Consider the following 16,592-nt stretch of genomic DNA (forward strand, 5'->3'; position numbering starts at 1 on the left):
ATGTCCTGGTCCCGTTCCAAGGTCGTCAGTGCGGTCACCGCCGTACTGCTCGCCACGACCGCGCTGGCCGCCTGCGGCAGTGACGGCGACAAGCAGGCCGACGCCGGCGCGAGTACGGCGGATGCCGGGTTCCCGGTCACGCTGAAGAACACGTTCGGCGACACGACGATCACCAAGAAGCCGGAGCGGATCGTCACGCTCGGCTGGAACGCCCAGGACGTGGTCTACGCGCTCGGCGAGACTCCGGTCGGGATGCCGAAGGTCACCTACGGCCCGACCGCCGACGGTGTCACCGCGTGGGACGCGGACAAGTTCGACAAGTCGAAGACGACTTTGCTGGACACCGGCGACAAGTACCCGTTCGAGAAGATCGCGGCGCTGAAGCCGGACGTCATCCTGGCCCCGTACGAGGGCTTCGACGAGGCGACGTACAAGACCCTGAGCGGGATCGCGCCGACCGTCGCGTACCCGGGTGCGCCGTGGCAGACCACCTGGCAGGACCAGACGCTGCTGGTCGGTGAGGCGCTCGGCAAGAAGGCCGACGCGGAGAAGCTGATCACCGGGATCCAGGACAAGATCAAGCAGGTCGCGGCCGAGCACCCGGAGTTCAAGGACAAGACCATCACGGTCGGCTCGTTCGGCGCCGAGAACTACGTCTACATGCCGGGTGACCCGCGCGTGCAGATCCTGAACGAGATGGGCTTCAAGAACGCGCCGGGGGTGGAGGCGCTGGAGAAGACCAACACCAAGAAGGAGTTCTCGCTGACGATCAGCAAGGAGAAGGTCGCGGACGTCGACGCCGACGTGCTGATCGCATACGTCGACGGGATCGGGACGCAGAAGTTCCTGGCCGACCCGGTCTACTCGTCGCTGAAGGCGGTCAAGAGCGGGGGCGCGTACGCGCTGCAGGACCAGCAGGTGATCTCCGGCATGAGCGCAGTAAGTGTCCTGAGCGTCCCGTGGGTCCTCGACAAGGTGCTCCCGGGCCTCTCGAAGGCAGCCTCAGCAAGCAAGAACTAAGAGCTGGTACGGCGAACCACGGCCACTGGCTCGCCCTACCAAGTAGAACGGGCCGTCCCGCGCCGGGGCGGCCCGTTCTGTCGTTCTGGAGGTCTACTCGGCGGCGGCCGGGGACGGCGTGTAGTGGTCGTCGGTGAGGACCGGGACGTAGGCGGAGACCGGCGCCGCGGTGCCGAAGGTGATGGTCACGTTGACCATCTGGCCCGGCTTCGCGCCGGTCACGATGATCGCCGGACCGGCCTCCTCGGCGCCCGGGGTCGGGGTCTCGGTCGGGGTTGCCGACGGCGTCGTGCTCGGGCTGGTCTCGGCGGCCGGCGCCTCGGCGCCGGTGCCCGGCAGGACGATCGCGGTGTGCGGCTCCAGCTCCAGCGGCTTGGTGAGCCCGGTGAACTTGACCTCGCTCGGCTGGTCGGAGCCGGCCTGGCCGTCGGCCGTCCCTGGTGCGGCCTGCTCGATGCTGACCACGGTCTCCGGGGCGTCGCCGTTGTTGACGATCACGCTGTGCAGTTCACCCTTGCCGTCGGCGTCGGCCAGCACCAGCATGTTGCGGACCTTGACCTGGCCGGACTCGAAGTTGGTGCCCTCCGCGGCCTGGTACGGCTGCAGGGTCGGCGCGGAGAAGCTCGCGCTGCACGCCGCCAGCGCGATACTGAGAGTGGCGGCGGCACCCGCCAGCGCGGTACGCCGGGCGAACCGCGAGGACAACGTGATCGGCACTGGAATCCCTCTCGTGCAAGCTTTTCGGACCTGTCGCGGCACTGGTGTGCGGCGACTGCGGGCCGACTGTGGACCGACTGTGGACACCGTCAGGCAGCGGCCTCCGGCGCCCCACAGCGTAGCCCTCGGGGTGGGCGAGCCGGACGCCGGGATGCCGCCGGAAGGGTGCCGGAGCGATGTCCAGAGCTTCGGTGCGCGCGCGCACGAGGCATGTGAAACAGCGTTTGTCAAGGCAGGAAGTGGGCCCTGACCAGCGCAAACGCCCCGGCCAGGCCAGCGACTGCGTGGTAGTATTGGTCTTGGAAAGGGGCACGTGACATATGACTTTCACAGTCGGCGAGACGGTTGTTTACCCCAATCATGGTGCGGCCGTCATCGAGGACATCGAGACCCGCAAGATCAAAGGTGAGGACAAGGCCTATCTGGTCTTGAGGATCGTCGCACAGAACGACCTGGTCGTCCGGGTCCCCGCGTGCAACCTCGATCTCGTCGGCGTGCGTGACGTCGTGGATCAGGCTGGCCTGGAGCGCGTCTTCGACGTGCTCCGTGCACCGCACACGGAGGAGCCGACCAACTGGTCGCGACGCTACAAGGCGAACCTGGAGAAACTGCACTCCGGTGACGTGCTGAAGGTGGCAGAGGTCGTCCGCGACCTGTGGCGCCGTGAGCGTGACCGCGGTCTGTCCGCCGGTGAGAAGCGGATGCTGGCGAAGGCTCGCCAGATCCTGGTCTCCGAGCTGGCCCTGGCCGAGCACACCAACGAGGACAAGGCGGAAGCCATCCTCGACGAGGTCCTCGCTTCGTAGTCGAATCCCATGAGTAGCGCGGTCGTGATTCCCGCGGCCGGGCTAGGGCTGCGACTGGGTGGTGAGACCCCGAAGGCATTTCGAGAGGTCGGTGGCGATTCGCTGCTGGTCCACGCGGTGCGTGGACTGAAGGCAGCGACCGCCGCCGACCTCGTCTGTTTCGTGGTCGCCGTGCCGCCCGGCTCCGAGGAGACGGTCGGCACGGAGCTGACGCCGTACGTCGGGGATGCGCGGCTGATCGTGGTGGCCGGCGGTGCGGAGCGGCCTGCCTCGGTGCGGGCAGCTCTGGACGTGGTGCCGGTCGACGGGATCGACTGCATCCTGGTCCACGACGCGGCGCGGGCGTTCGTCCCGGCCGATGCGATCGAGCGCGTCGTGGCGGCGGTGCGAGCCGGCGCCGAGGCCGTCGTACCGGTGGTGCCGGTGACGGACACGATCAAGCGGGTCGGGCCGACCGGTGACGTGGTCGACACGCCCGATCGGTCGACGCTGGTGGCCGTACAGACGCCGCAAGGGTTCGCTCCTGACGTACTGCGGCGCGCACATGCGGCTGGTGCGGACGCGGCCGTGACCGATGACGCGATGATGTGTGAGCGGATCGGGGTGACGGTGCGGACGGTCGAAGGTTCGCCGGACGCGTTCAAGGTGACCCGGCCGCAGGACCTGCTGCTCGCCGAGGCACTGCTCGCGGAGCGGAGGATCTCGTGAAGGTTCCACGGGTCGGCAACGGCGTCGACGTACACCCACTGGAAGAAGGCCGCCCGATGTGGCTGGCCGGCCTGCACTGGCCTGACGAGCCGGCCGGGCTGTCAGGTCATTCCGATGGCGACGCGGCGGCACACGCTATCTGTACGGCGCTGCTCACCGCCGCGAAGCTGGGTGACCTGGGATCGAACTTCGGTACTGCCGAGCCCGAATGGGCCGGTGCGGCCGGGGTTGTGCTGGTGGCAGAGGCCGCGCGCCGGGTCCGGGCCGCCGGGTTCGAGATCGGGAACGTCGCGGTGCAGATCGTCTGCAACCGCCCGCGGATCGGCACTCGTCGCGAGGAGGCGGAGAAGGTTCTCTCCGCCGCGTGCGACGCCGAGGTTTCGGTGAGCGCGGCAACGACCGACGGCCTCGGCTTCCCCGGCCGCGGCGAAGGCATCACCGCCATCGCCACCGCCCTCATCTACTGACCCCAACCCCTCTTTGAGCACGCACCAACCAAATTCGCGCGCGATTTATGGTTGGTGGGGGCCCAAAGATGTCACTGGGTCGGGGGAGAAGCGGGTGGCTCGGGGATCCAGTTCGTTGCCTTGGCGTTGGGTGAGCGGGGCATAGAGCTCGGGGCGGCGGCCGCGGAGCCAGCGGCGGCCGGTCGCGAGGGGCACCAGCTCGAGGTCGAGGTCCGCAACCACCACAGCCTCGGCAGGGACCGGGGTCTCCGCGACGATGCGGCCGTACGGGTCGAGGATCATCGCGTTCCCGGTGCGCAGTTCGTCGTCGTCCCGGCCGACTCCGTTGCTGAACAGCAGGAACATCCCGTTGTCGTGCGCGCGTGCCGGCAACCACCGCATCAGCCATTCCCGCCCGCTCGGCCCGTTGAAGGCCTCCTCGATCGCCGCGCGGTCCCCGCTCGTCCACACCTCGAGCGGGATCGGCTTCATCCCGTGCGGGCTGCGGGAGTTCGTACCGCCGGTCTGGTGCGGCGCGATCAGGACCGTTGCGCCGAGCAACGCGGTGATCCGGACGTTCTCGACCAGGTTGTTGTCCCAGCAGATCAGTACACCGGCCCGGAATCCCCACGGCGTGTCGAACACCGTGTACGACGATCCGCTCGCGATCTCCTCGTGTTCGAACGCATGCAGCTTCCGGTGCACGTGGACGGTTCCGTCCGGCAAGCAGACGGCGTACGCGTTGAACAACGTGCCCTCGGCATCCTCGAGGAACCCGACCCCGATCCCGGCGTCCAGTTCCTTGGCGAGAGCAACGACCCGGCTGACCAGCGGTCCATCCGCCGGCTGGGCGAGTTCGTGCAGCCGGGCGGGAGTGTGCCGCCGGAGATGCCAGTAGCCGAGCAAGCACATCTCCGGGAACACGATCAGCCGGGCGCCGTCGCCGACTGCCTGCCGGGCGAGACGCTCGACCGTCGCGAGATTGGCCGAGGGCTGGTCAGGGGTCGGCTCGAACTGCACGACAGCGGCGCGAAAGGACGTCATACGACCATCGAAACGCCGAGGCACCTATGACGTCCAATAGCGGTTCGCAGAGGTTCCATATCCTGGGGTTATGGATCTCCGACTGCTGCGGGCGTTCGTCACGGTGGCCAGGCTGCGGAACTTCGGGGCCGCGGCCGTGGAGTTGTCGACCAGTCAGCCCGCGCTGACCAAGCAGATCCAGGTGCTGGAGCGCCGGGTCGGCTCGGTGCTGTTCAGCCGCGGCAGGCACGGCGCGCGGCTGACCCCGGCCGGGGAGCTGCTGCTCCCTGACGCTCTGGAGTTGCTCGATCGGTCAGAGGCCTTCGAGCGACGGGCCGTTCAGGTGGCGTCCGGGACCGAGGGCTCGCTGGCGATCGGGTTCGGGTTGTCGGGGATCGAGTTGGCGCCGCGGGCGGTTGCGCTGTTCCGGAGCCGGTGGCCGGGAGTGACGATCTCGCTCGAGGACATGTCCTCGGCGGTGCAGTGCGAGCGGCTGCTGGCCGGGAGCCTGCAGATCGGGTTCGTACGGTTGCCGGTGCCGGCCGGCCTCGAGCACCTTCGGTTACGACGGGATCGCCTCACCCTCGCCGTACCGGCCGACCAGCAGTTGCCGCGTGATCTGGCCGGCTGGATCGACGGGCGGCCGCTGGTCCGCCTGACACCGGATCGTGGACCGGGACTGACCGCCCAGATCAACACGCTGTACGCCGAACTTGGTTGCCACCCGCAAATACTCCAAGAGGCCGGGGACCTGCAGACCGTCCTCGCCCTGACGGCAGCCGGTGCCGGGCCGGCCGTCGTACCGCAGACCGCCGAACGGCTCGCGCCGCACGAGGTCCGCCTCGTCCCGCTCCCCGGCCGCGCGGCCACCTGGTGGATCGGTACCGCCTGGGCCACCAGAACCCCGCTCACCGAACGCTTCGTGAAAGCCGCCGCCGAGGTGGCACGCAACCGCTGATCAGCGTCGTCTGGGGAGTGGCGGGAGTTCGTAGGAGTCCAGCCAGGCGGCGAACAGGTGGCGTAGGGACTGCTCGTCGGGGCTGAAGGTGGTGGCGAGGGCGATGAAGTCGGCCGTGGTGACCGACCCGTGCCGGTGCGTCTTGGTCCAGGTACGGAGGAGGTCGAAGAACGCGTCGTCGCCGAGGTGCTTGCGCAGTACGTGCAGGGTGAGCGCGCCGCGCTTGTAGAGGCGGTCGTCGAACATCAGGTCCGGGCCTGGGTCCGACAGCATCAGGTCCTGTGGCAGGCCCTTCAACCGCGTGTGCGCCTTGGCTGCTTGCTGGTCGGCGGAGAGTCCGCGTGACTCCTCCGACCACAGCCACTCGGCGTAGCAGGCAAAGCCCTCGTTCAGCCAGATGTGCTGCCAGTTCGCCGGGGTCAGGCTGTTCCCGAACCACTGGTGCGCCAGCTCGTGCGCGACCAGCCGCTCCGACCCGTTCCGGCCGTCGACGTGGTTGCTGCCGAAGACCGAGATGCCCTGCGCCTCGAGCGGGATCTCCAGCGGATCGTCGGTCACCACGACCGTGTAGCGACCGAACGGGTACGGCCCGAACTGCTTGCAGAACAGCTTCATCATGTCCTGCTGGCGCCCGAAGTCGTGCCGGAACTCGCGGTTCCGCGCGGCCGGCAGCACGCCGCGGATCGTCACAGGCGACGCGGCCAGGTCCACCTCGTCGTACCGCCCGATCTGCACGGTCGCGAGGTACGTCGCCATCGGCGCGGCCTGATCGAACACCCACGTCGTACGGCTCGCCTTCACCCGGCGTGACACCAGCCGCCCGTTCGCGACGACCTGGTACGGCGAGTCCGTGGTGATCGAGATCCGGTAGTGCGCCTTGTCGCCGGGGTGGTCGTTGCACGGGAACCAGGTGGCCGCACCGCTCGGCTGGCTGGCGACGATCACGCCCTCGGTGAGCTCTTCCCAACCGAGCTCGCCCCACGGGCTGTCCTCGGGCCTCGGGTTCCCGTTGTACTGGACGTCGACCGAGAACTCGGCGCCGTCCGGGATCGTCGCCGCCGGGGTGATGTGCAGTTTGCCGCCACGATGGACGTACCGCTGCGGCCGGCGGCCGTTCACCGACACCTTCGACACCCGGAGCCCGGACAGGTCGAGGCTGAGGCGCGAGAGCGCCTGGGTGGCGAATGCCGTGATCGTCGCCTTGCCGGTCAGCCGGTTGCTGCTGACCCGGTAGTCCAGGTCCAGCTCGTACGACTCGACCTTGTAGTCGTTGCTTCCGTGGCTGGGCACATACGGGTCAACCATCAGTCCTGCCAGGGACCGATCGGGTTCCCGGCCCACCGGGTACCCGCCGGCACACCTTCACCACGCATCACGAGAGACACCGGCCCGATGGTAGCTCCTGCTCCTACCTCGGCCGCCGGAAGGACGATGCCGTGCGGGCCGAGGGTTGCCCCGGCCCCGAAGGTGACTGTGTTCATGGAGAGAACTCGATCATGAAACAGGTGCGTTTGCAGCACACAACCGCGATTCACCGTGGCCCCGTCGCCCAGGGTGACCAGATCTGCCTCCGGCAACCAGTACGTCTCGCACCAGACGCCCTTGCCGATCTTCGCTCCGAGTGACCGCAGCCAGAGCGTGAGGACCGGCGTACCGGCGGCGGCGTTCGCGAACCACGGCGCGGCGACCAGCTCGACGAAGCTGTCGACCACCTCGTTGCGCCAGACGAACGAGCTCCACAACGGGTACTCGACGGCTCTCGTCCGGCCGACGATGACCCATTTCGCGACCGTCGCCATCCCGCCCGCGACCGCGCCGGCCGCGAGGATGACCGCGCCGGACAGCAGCATCGTCCACCACGGACCCAGCCAGAGGTCGAGCGCCTGCAGCGCGAACAGCACGCCGAGGGCGATGAGCACCGTGCACATCATCGGGACGAACCGGCACAGCTCGACGAGCGCGCGGGCGACCTTGAGCTTGTACGGCGGGTTGAACGTGCGGCTCTGATCACCCGAGACGGTCTGCCGGCGCAGCTTCACGGGTGGCGAACCGAGCCACGACGTACCGGCCTTGGACTTCTTCGGGGCCGCGGACAGCACGGCGACCAGACCGTTCTTCGGGACGCTCCGCCCGGGCGCGGTCATCCCGGAGTTGCCGAGGAAGGCACGCTTGCCGACCTTCGCGCCGGCCACGTGCAGCCAGCCGCCGCCGAGCTCGTACGACGCGATCATCGTGTCGTCGGCCAGGAACGCGCCCTCGCCGACGGTGGTCATCTTCGGCAGCAGCAGGACCGTCGACGCCTCGACGTCGCGGCCGATCTTCGCGCCCAGCGCGCGCAGCCACCACGGGGTCAGCAGGCTCGCGTACAGCGGGAAGAGCAGTGTGCGCGCGGAGTCGAGGAGCCGCTCGGTCGCCCAGACCTGCCACCCGATCCGGCTGCGGACCGGGTAGTGGCCGGGCTTGATCCCGATGCCGAGGAGCCGTACGCCGATCAGCGTGAGGACCGTGATGGTGGCGAACCCGACCAGCGTCATCAACGGGATCGCGCCCAGCGCGTGCAGCGCCGCGTCCGGCAGTGTCTGGGTGCCGCGCAGCGCGTAGCCGAGGACGACGAACGCCGCGGCGGCCCCCGCGACCGGAATCAGGGACATGAGCGCGGACTGGGCGCCGTACGCCGCAACCCACCACGGAGCGCGCGCGGGACGGTGGTCCGGCCACGGGTGCCGCGCGCGACCGATCCTTGCCGCGGGCGAGCCGGACCAGCGCTCGTTGTCGGGCACCTTGCCGGAGACGGCCGAGCCGGCCATGATCTCGGCGCTCCGGCCGATCTCTGCGCCCGGGAGCAGCGTGCTGCGGGAGCCGACGACCGCATCGGGGCCGACGGAGATGTGTCCGACGTGCAGCCGATCGCCGTCGATCCAGTAGCCGGCCAGGTCGACCTCGGGCTCGATCGAGGCGCCGCGGCCCATGGTGAGCATGCCGGTCACCGGTGGCAGCGTGTGCAGGTCGACGCCGCGGCCGACCTTCGCGCCGAGCGCGCGGGCGTAGTAGGCGATCCAGGGCGCGCCTGCCAGATTGGCGGCGCCGGCCGCGTCGGCGAGGTTCTCGGCGGCCCAGAGCCGGACGTGGACGTTGCCGCCTCGTGGATAGGTGCCCGGTTTCAGGCCGCGGAGCAGGATCCGGGCGCCGACGACCGCGATGCCCATCCGGCCCGCCGGGCTGATCAGGATCAGCCAGCCGGCCAGGATCCACCACCAGGACACGGTCCGCGCCCACGGGAGCGGCTCGATCAGCGCGGCGAGGAGGTTGTTCAGCGTGAACACGTAGACCAGCCAGCGGACACCGACGACGGTCTGCAGGATCAGCGTCAGCGCGGTCTGCAGGAGTTGCGTGCTCTTCGGCGTCGGCCGGATCTCCCGCAGCTCGACCGGCTCGAGGGCTGCGGGCTTGAAGTCGTCGAGCCGCTCGGCGAGCGCGCCGAGGCGCGGGTACTCGTAGATGTCGCCGACTGTGACGTCCGGAAACCGCTCGCGGAGCGCCGAGACCAGCTGCGCCGCGGCGAGGCTTCCGCCGCCGTGCAGGAAGAAGTCGTTGTCGGGTCCGGTGACCTTGGCGCCAAGGATCTTCGTCCAGCGTTCGGCCAGCCAACCGGCGGTTCCGTCCAGCTCGACGGCCGGGCTGTCGCCGTCCATTCCGGGCAGTGGCCAGGGGAGCGCGTTGCGGTCGACCTTGCCGGAGGTCCGGGTCGGCAGCGTGTCGACGACCGCCAGCAGCGGCACGAGCGCCGCGGGCAGCGCTTCACGCAGACGCTCGGTGGCCTTCGCGTTGTCGAAGGTGGCGGCCTCGTCCGGTACGACGTACCCGACGAGGAGCTGATTGCCCGCGGCGCTGTTGCGTACGGCGGCCGCGGCGCCGGTGACGCTCGGGAGGGCCTGGAGAGCGGCATCGACCTCGCCGAGCTCGATCCGGCGGCCGCCGAGCTTGACCTGTTCGTCGGCGCGGCCCTGGAACAGCAGACCTATCGGGTCGGACCGCACCAGGTCGCCGCTGCGGTAGGCGCGGTCCCAGCCGAGGGCCGGCATCGGGGCGAACTTCTCGGCGTCCTTGGCCGGATCGAGATACCGGGCCAGGCCGACACCGCCGATGATCAGCTCACCGATCTCCCCGTCGGCGACTTCGTTGCCTGCGGCATCTACAACGGCGAGGTCCCAGCCGTCCAGCGGGAGGCCGATCCGGACCGGCCCTTCGCCGGTGAGGCGGGCGGCGCACGCCACCACGGTGGCCTCGGTCGGGCCGTAGGTGTTCCAGACCTCGCGGCCTTCGATCGCCAGGCGTTCGGCCAGCTCCGGCGGGCATGCCTCACCGCCGAAGATCAGCAGCCGGACCTGATCCAGGGCGTCCGGTGGCCAGAGCGCGGCCAGCGTCGGCACGGTCGAGACGATAGTGATGCCCTGGGCAACCAACCACGGGCCGAGGTCCATACCGGTGCGAACCAGTGAACGTGGTGCGGGCACGAGGCAGGCGCCGTACCGCCAGGCCAGCCACATCTCCTCGCAGGACGCGTCGAACGCGACGGACAGGCCGGCCAGGACCCGGTCGTCGGGCCCGATCGGCTCGTCCTGCAGGAACAGGCGGGCCTCGGCGTCGACGAACGCGGCCGCCGATCGGTGCGTGACGGCGACACCTTTCGGTACGCCGGTCGAGCCCGAGGTGAAGATGATCCACGCGTCGTCGGTCGGCTCCGGGCCGGTGCTGCCGCGCGGCGAATTCGTCGTACTCGTGGCATCCATGCGAGCCGAGTACGGATAGTCGAAGGCGCCGTTGGCCGCGTCGTTGTCGGCCAGCGGCGCCTGCTGCGGACGGGTGATCGTGAGCTCGAGCTCGTCGCCGACCGTGGCCGCGACGGCTGCCTCACCGAAGACGAGTTCGGCACGCTCCTCCGGGTCGTCGGCGTCGATCGGGACGTACGCCGCGCCTGCTTGCAGGGTGCCGAGAATCGCGACGTACAGGTCGTTGTGCCCCGACGAGATCCGGATCCCGACGCGATCGCCGGGGCCGATACCCGAGGCGGTCAACCGGCCCGCGAACTTGGTGGTCTGCGCCAGCAGTTCGCGATAACTCAGGCTGACGCTGCCGTCGTCGAGTGCGGGTTCGTCAGCGTACTTGGCGGCTGTCTCCTCGAGCACATCCACCAACGTCCGCGAGGCTGTCGCCAGGTCCCCGCGTCGCAACGTCACGGGCGGATACTACGCCGCCCAGTTACGGCTTGGATAACTCGAAGCGAACACGTGGGGATGCCCATCAATCGCTTGCTCACACCCAGGAGTGCCTCACACGGGGACATTGATGGAGTTGTCGCGGGTCGTGGTGCGGGGCGGCTTGGTCATGCCGGCGACGGTAAGTCCGGTCGCCGGGGACCCCTCCCGAACTCAGTCCAGTAGGTCGAGGTCCGCGGGGACCAGTGTGGTGCTCAGCAGCAGTTCCCGGAACATGTTGTCGTTCAGGGCGTTGCCGACCGGCTCACCGACCTCTTCACGAGTCAGGCCGGGTACGCCGTCCCGCGACAGCCGACTGCGGACGTTCGAGACCAGGTGCTCGACCCGCTTGGCGGTCCAGCTCTCCGTCGGCTGCAGCTCGGCCAGCTGGTCCGCGGCCTGTCGCCAGGACAGCGGCAGCGGATGCAGGTCGTGCAGCAGATAGCGCTGGCCGACCACGATCAACGCGAGCTTTTCAGCCGGAGACAGCTGCCAGACGCGCGGCGGGTGCGTTGACGCACGTGGCCGCGGTACGGGGCGAGTCCCGCTGTCGCCCACGACGTACACCTCCAGGAGGTGCTCGCGTCCGCTGGAGCCCTGTACGAACAGCGGTGTGTAACCAGCCGCCAGAGGTATCGGATCCTCGCCGGCGAACAGCGTCCGCTGACGTGGGAACCGCACGGGCAGTCGCCCGGTCACTGCGACGTACCACTGACCGCTGCGGTGGCTGATCGAGCCGTGCATCCGGCTGACGCGCGGATCGTCCTCGCCGATGCAGACATGCACCTCGGGACGGTTGCGTCCGAACAGGATCGTCCGGTGTGGTCCGGCGTCGAGGCTGACACCACCTGCGATGCTCAGCACGAAGATGGTGCCCGGCTTCGCGTCAGGTACGCCGCGGGACAGGCTGGTCTGGTTCGGAGGGAGACGCTCCATCTCAGGCCTTCGGCAGCTTCGTCGCGACTGCTTGACCTAGCTTCGAGGCCAGTCCGCACAATGAGGTCTGCGTACCTGGGCCTCTCGCGATGACCGTCACCAGTTCGACGGTATCGGCGTACTGCCGGAACACGATCAGTACCGCACAGGTCCCCGGGCCGTCGTCCTCGCTCGACACGAACGCGGACCGGCCGGACATCGTCACCGGGCGCCCGTCCGACGCGTCCAGCGGCTGGTCCCGGTCGAACCGGACGTCCACCGACAGATCGCTGGTCGTACTCTCCCAACCGCACGACCAGCCGCCGAACGACGTGTCCGGATGCTTCGCGTCCACCGCCGGGATCAGCTCGAGCGCCTGGTTGTCCAGCAGCGTGCAGGCGTCGAGATGCGCCAGCGACGCGGCCGGCAACGGCTGCGCACGGCGGGGGATCGGCCCGGCCTTCATGACCCCGATCGCCTTCTGCGTCACGGCTTCCGCCATCGCGCACACGTCCATCCCGGACCCGTCGGTGTGCCGGGCCTCGACCACTACATGCGTACCGTCCGACAGCACGAGTACGCGTTCGCAGTTGCCGTCCCCGGCCCGCCCACGGACGACCTTGTTCAGGTTGCCGGTCAACTTCTCCACCGCACCCTGAGGCAGTTCGTTGTCTGCTTCGTCGAGTTCCGCCCGTACGTCGACCTGCTGGCCGCCGCTGCCGTTCACCACCACGTCACACCGGTCGAAGTTCCCGTACGCCGGTTCCAGCGTCGCCTCCCCGAACCTGCTCAGCGACGCCGCGTCGATCAACGCACAGGGATCCGCCGTCAACGGATCACCCACCGGACCGGCGACAGCCGTCGTGGGCGCGGCCGACGGCTCCGACGGCCCCGACACCGCCCGTCCGATCAGAACCGCCAGTACGGCGACCACCGCGACACCGGCAGCCGCCGCGGGGATCACCCATCGTCTGCGTCGCCTGTTGACGGGCGCGGCCGCCGTACCGCCGAGTTCGTTCACGACCTCGGCGACCGACGGGCGGTCGGCTGGTTCTACAGCGAGCATCCGCGTGATCAGCGGCGTCAGCTCGCCACCGCGTCGCAACGGCTCCAGTTCACCGCGTGCAGCGCGTCGCAGGACCGCCAGCGGGTTCGGGTCGTCGCCGAACGGCGAGTGGCCCTCCAGCGCCGTGTAGAGCACCGCGCCCAACGAGAACACGTCGGAGGCGGTCGTCGGTTCGTTGCCGTTGGCTACTTCCGGTGCCAGGTGGGCCGGCGTACCGACGGTCGAGCTGTCCGTCAGCGTCGCCTCGGCCCACAGTCGCCGCGAGATGCCGAAGTCCGCGAGTTTCGCTGTACCGTCCGCGGTGACCAGGATGTTGGCCGGCTTGAGGTCCCGGTGGATGATGCCTGCCGCGTGCACGGCCTGCAGCGCCGACGCGATCTGTCCGCCGATCCGCGCGACCTGGTCGGGTGGCAGCTTGCCCAGTTCGTCCAGGCTCCGCGACGGCAGGTACTCCAGGACCAGCCAGTGCTCGTCCCCGTCCGTCACCACGTCGAAGATCGTCACTACGTGCGGGTCGTGCAGCCGGGCACCGGTCCGCGCCTCACGGCGCAGCCGGCGTCCGTCCGGGTCGTCCACCCCGGGATGCGCGCGTTTCAGCGCGACCACCCGGTCCAGCTGCTGGTCGTGGGCACGCCACACCGAGCCCATACCGCCCGAGCCGAGCGGTTCCCCCAACAGGTAGCGGCCCCCGATCAGCCGGGTCGTCACTTCACCAGGTCCGCCGATACCGCGAAGGTGTCACAGGCCTTGTTCTCACCGATGTTGAAGCCGTTCTGGATCCAGAAGCCCTGGCTGGTCGCCAGACCGTGCGTCCGCTCGTCCTGCGGTGTGTCGGCCGACTCACCGAAGCTGTTGCTGGACTGCTCCTTGAACTCCTGCAGCCGGTCGGTCAGCGGGTACGACTTCGCCACGGCCTTGCTGAACACACCGGCGAAGCAGGACGCCTGCAGTTCGTTACGCCGCGAGCTCTCCAGCTTCTGCTCCGGATGGTCCTGCACATACACGGCACGGGCGTAGAACAGCCCGGTGACGCCCTGGACGTGGTGGCCGTACTCGTGCGCGATCGTCATCAGGTATGCCAGGTCCTGCTGCGGACCGAAGGCACGGTTCATCTGCTTCACGTCGGTGTACATCACCTGGTTGCCGTAGCAGTAGAACGCCAGCACCCGTCCCGACAGCGGTGCGAAGTTGCCGCACGGCGTCTGGACCGGCTGGTCGAACACGACCAGGCCCGGGTCCGGCTTCTCCTCGCCGAGCTCCTTGAAGATCGGCCGCCACGCGTCGTTCAGACACTTGAAGAGCCGCTGGTAGTAGACCTTCTGCGATGCCAGGCTGCCGCTGCCGAGGTTGGCCGCCGGGCAGTTCTGCTGCGGCAGCGCACCCGTGCGGTAGATGTCGGCGTTCAGCAGGAAGTCCTCGGCGGTGCCCTTCTCGGGTGTGGTCGTCGGCGTCGGCACGATCGACGGCCCGGTCACCTTGGGCTCGGCCGTGTCCGTGGTGCTGTCGGAGCCCAGCAGGGCGGCCAGCACGGCCACCGACACACCGATGAAGGTGAGGAAGATGAAGCTGACCAGGACCAGGCGCAGCGCGCCGCCGCGCTTCCGTGGCGGCTGGAACCCGTTGAACTGACCCGGACCGCCGTAGTACGGCTGGAACTGACCTGGGAACTGCTGACCCTGGTACTGCTGCCCTTGGTACTGCTGACCGGGGTACGGCCGGCCCGGGTACGGCGTACCTTGCGCCGGACCCTGCGGATACTGACCCTGCTGCGGCGGCCACGGCGCGGCCTGCGGTGGTGGCAGCACACCAGGCGGCGGGCCGAGTGGCCGGCCCTGCGGTGCACCCTGCGGTGGGCCGCTGTACCCGTACGGGCTGCTCACAGGTCTGGCCTCCAGTGGTCGGGTCACGCGGTCGGTCGAGTTCGCTGCACGAACCGGCACGAGACTACCCTCGACCCATGTCACCGAAGCGCCGCCTCCTCCCGGCTGCCCTGCTGATGTCCCTGACCGCCCCGTTGTTCGTTGCCCTGAGCACTGTGGCCGCCGACGCGGTGGCCCCGATGGCAGGGGACCAGATCACCGCGTACTCCGCGGACGCGACGCTCACCAAGGACGGTGAGCTGCAGGTCAAGGAGACGGTCGACCTGACCGCAGGCGGTACGACGTTCAGCCGCACGCTGGCCACCCGGGTCCGGTCGGACTCCGAGCGGGACCGCACGTACGAGCTGAAGGACGTGTCCGCGACGGTCAACGGACAGCCTGCCCAGGGCTTCCAGAACGACAGCACCGACGACGGCCGCAAGCTGACGCTGAACGTGTCCGGGCAGTCGAAGATCGTCTACAGCTACACCGTGGACAACGTCGTCGCCGACTCGACCGAGGGCCGCCAGGTGAGCTGGCCGATCGTGCAGGGCTTCGCCACCTCGATCCCGAAGGCAAGCCTGACTGTCGGCGTCCCGTTCGCGACCTGGGTGACCTGCTTCGCCGGTCGCACCGGTTCGAGTCTTCCGTGTACGTCGTCCCAGCTCGCCGAGTCGGCCGCGCTGCAGATCGAGCAGAACGGCGTACCCGCCGGTGGCCGGGTGACGTTCCTGACCGGGCTGAGCGACCAGGCGACCGTGCAGGCGAACGCGCAGTACTCCACCCGGTGGACGCTCGGGAGGGCGTTCACGGTCGACAAGACCACCGTCGGGCTGGCAGTCATCGTGTTCGGGCTCGGACTCCTCGGTGCGGTCGGCCTGTGGTTCTTCCGCGGCCGGGACGCCGCGAAGGTCGGTGACGGAGCGCCGGAGCGCCCGGTGCTCGACAGCGCCGACGGCCCGCAGTTCGCCGCTCCGGACGGGATCCGGCCCGGCCAGGTCGGCACCGTGGTGGACGAGACGGCCGACGTCGTCGACATCACCGCAACTTTGCTGGACCTTGCCGTGCGCAACTACCTGACGATCGTCGAGCAGCCGCGCGAGTCACACTTCGGCAAGCTCGACTGGGAGCTGCGGCGGCTGCACCCGGGCGGTCCGGAGCTGCTGGCGTACGAGAAGGCCCTGCTGGACGCGGTGTTCGCGGACGGCGACTCGGTGCTCGTCTCCGCGCTCGGCCCGTCGCTGCGGCCGCGTCTCAACCTGGTCCGCGAGCAGCTGTACGCCGACGTCGTCACGCAGGGCTGGTTCAACAACCGCCCGGACGCGGTCCGGAACCGGTGGACCACCGCCGGCGTGGTGCTACTCGGTGCGGGCGTCGTACTGACCATCGTGCTCGCGATTGTCAGCAAGTTCGCCCTGGTCGGTTTCGCCGTCATGGCGGCCGGTCTGGTGCTCGCACTCGTCGGCCAGGCCGCACCGGCCCGTACCGCGCGCGGTGCCGCCGTACTGGGCCGCGTGGCCGGTCTGCAGAACTACCTGGCCAACGAGACCTCGTCCGACCTGCCGCAGAGCCACCGGCTCGAGTTCGCGTCCCGCTGCCTCCCGTACGCCGCTGTGCTCGGAATGACCGAGAAGTGGGCGCTGGAGATCGCCGCCACCGATGACGACGACGACCCGGACGAGGGCATCGGCTGGTACTCCGGTCCGGAGAACTGGCACCTGTCCGACATCGGAGAATCGCTCAGCAACTTCGTCACCTCGTTCGGCGGCACCCTGACCACCGCCCGCCGCCTCTTCGGCTGACACCGCCGACCCGGCCC

13 protein-coding genes are annotated in these 16,592 nt (G+C 69.3%); 6 read left to right on the forward strand and 7 right to left on the reverse strand.

Annotated elements, in window-relative coordinates; genetic code table 11:
• On the forward strand, positions 1-1,020 hold the full coding sequence (locus tag EV647_RS15560) for an iron-siderophore ABC transporter substrate-binding protein (protein WP_134003309.1): 1,020 nt from the start codon (positions 1-3) through the stop codon (positions 1,018-1,020).
• Positions 1,021-1,113: 93 nt separating this feature from the next.
• Here EV647_RS15560 and EV647_RS15565 read toward each other — a convergent pair whose 3' ends face one another.
• Positions 1,114-1,737 (reverse strand): hypothetical protein, encoded by a 624-nt coding sequence (locus tag EV647_RS15565; protein ID WP_134003311.1) that lies wholly within the window; start codon positions 1,735-1,737, stop codon positions 1,114-1,116.
• Positions 1,738-2,057: 320 nt separating this feature from the next.
• On the opposite strand from EV647_RS15565, the gene EV647_RS15570 reads away from it, so the two are divergent.
• The 3 genes from EV647_RS15570 to ispF are packed head-to-tail and all read left to right on the forward strand — an operon-like array spanning position 2,058 to position 3,718.
• The gene (locus EV647_RS15570) at positions 2,058-2,543 is read left to right on the forward strand and encodes a CarD family transcriptional regulator (protein WP_130383315.1); all 486 of its coding nucleotides are present in this window, start codon (positions 2,058-2,060) and stop codon (positions 2,541-2,543) included.
• Between the two features lie 9 nt (positions 2,544-2,552).
• Positions 2,553-3,251, forward strand: a complete 699-nt coding sequence (gene ispD, locus EV647_RS42535; protein WP_134003313.1) for a 2-C-methyl-D-erythritol 4-phosphate cytidylyltransferase — start codon at positions 2,553-2,555, stop codon at positions 3,249-3,251.
• A complete protein-coding gene (gene ispF / locus EV647_RS42540) occupies positions 3,248-3,718 on the forward strand; it encodes a 2-C-methyl-D-erythritol 2,4-cyclodiphosphate synthase (RefSeq protein ID WP_134003315.1) in 471 nt (156 codons plus the stop codon). The genes ispD and ispF overlap by 4 nt, the downstream gene beginning before the upstream one ends.
• A 45-nt stretch (positions 3,719-3,763) precedes the next feature.
• Here ispF and EV647_RS15585 read toward each other — a convergent pair whose 3' ends face one another.
• A complete protein-coding gene (locus EV647_RS15585) occupies positions 3,764-4,741 on the reverse strand; it encodes a nitrilase family protein (protein ID WP_134003317.1) in 978 nt (325 codons plus the stop codon).
• A gap of 70 nt (positions 4,742-4,811) precedes the next feature.
• On the opposite strand from EV647_RS15585, the gene EV647_RS15590 reads away from it, so the two are divergent.
• The gene (locus tag EV647_RS15590) at positions 4,812-5,678 is read left to right on the forward strand and encodes a LysR family transcriptional regulator (protein ID WP_134003319.1); all 867 of its coding nucleotides are present in this window, start codon (positions 4,812-4,814) and stop codon (positions 5,676-5,678) included.
• Here EV647_RS15590 and EV647_RS15595 read toward each other — a convergent pair whose 3' ends face one another.
• From EV647_RS15595 to EV647_RS15615, 5 genes are all read right to left on the reverse strand, one after another.
• The gene (locus tag EV647_RS15595; RefSeq protein ID WP_134003321.1) at positions 5,679-6,983 is read right to left on the reverse strand and encodes a M1 family metallopeptidase; all 1,305 of its coding nucleotides are present in this window, start codon (positions 6,981-6,983) and stop codon (positions 5,679-5,681) included. It lies immediately after the preceding gene.
• The gene (locus EV647_RS15600; protein WP_134003323.1) at positions 6,983-10,915 is read right to left on the reverse strand and encodes a Pls/PosA family non-ribosomal peptide synthetase; all 3,933 of its coding nucleotides are present in this window, start codon (positions 10,913-10,915) and stop codon (positions 6,983-6,985) included. Before EV647_RS15600 ends, EV647_RS15595 begins: the two co-directional genes overlap by 1 nt.
• Positions 10,916-11,107: 192 nt before the next feature.
• Positions 11,108-11,869 (reverse strand): FHA domain-containing protein, encoded by a 762-nt coding sequence (locus tag EV647_RS15605; protein ID WP_134003325.1) that lies wholly within the window; start codon positions 11,867-11,869, stop codon positions 11,108-11,110.
• A 1-nt stretch (position 11,870) separates the two neighbouring features.
• Positions 11,871-13,622, reverse strand: coding sequence for a serine/threonine-protein kinase (locus EV647_RS15610; RefSeq protein WP_134003327.1), 1,752 nt, complete (start codon positions 13,620-13,622; stop codon positions 11,871-11,873).
• Positions 13,619-14,794, reverse strand: coding sequence for a neutral zinc metallopeptidase (locus EV647_RS15615; RefSeq protein WP_238177230.1), 1,176 nt, complete (start codon positions 14,792-14,794; stop codon positions 13,619-13,621). Before EV647_RS15615 ends, EV647_RS15610 begins: the two co-directional genes overlap by 4 nt.
• Before the next feature lie 77 nt (positions 14,795-14,871).
• Here EV647_RS15615 and EV647_RS15620 point away from each other — a divergent pair, with 77 nt between their 5' ends.
• Entirely contained in the window at positions 14,872-16,575 is a 1,704-nt protein-coding gene (locus tag EV647_RS15620) for a DUF2207 domain-containing protein (RefSeq protein ID WP_134003329.1), read from the forward strand.
• The last annotated feature ends 17 nt before the right edge of the window (positions 16,576-16,592 follow it).

This window comes from Kribbella sp. VKM Ac-2566 (assembly GCF_004366005.1).
Taxonomy (GTDB): Bacteria; Actinomycetota; Actinomycetes; order Propionibacteriales; family Kribbellaceae; genus Kribbella; species Kribbella pratensis.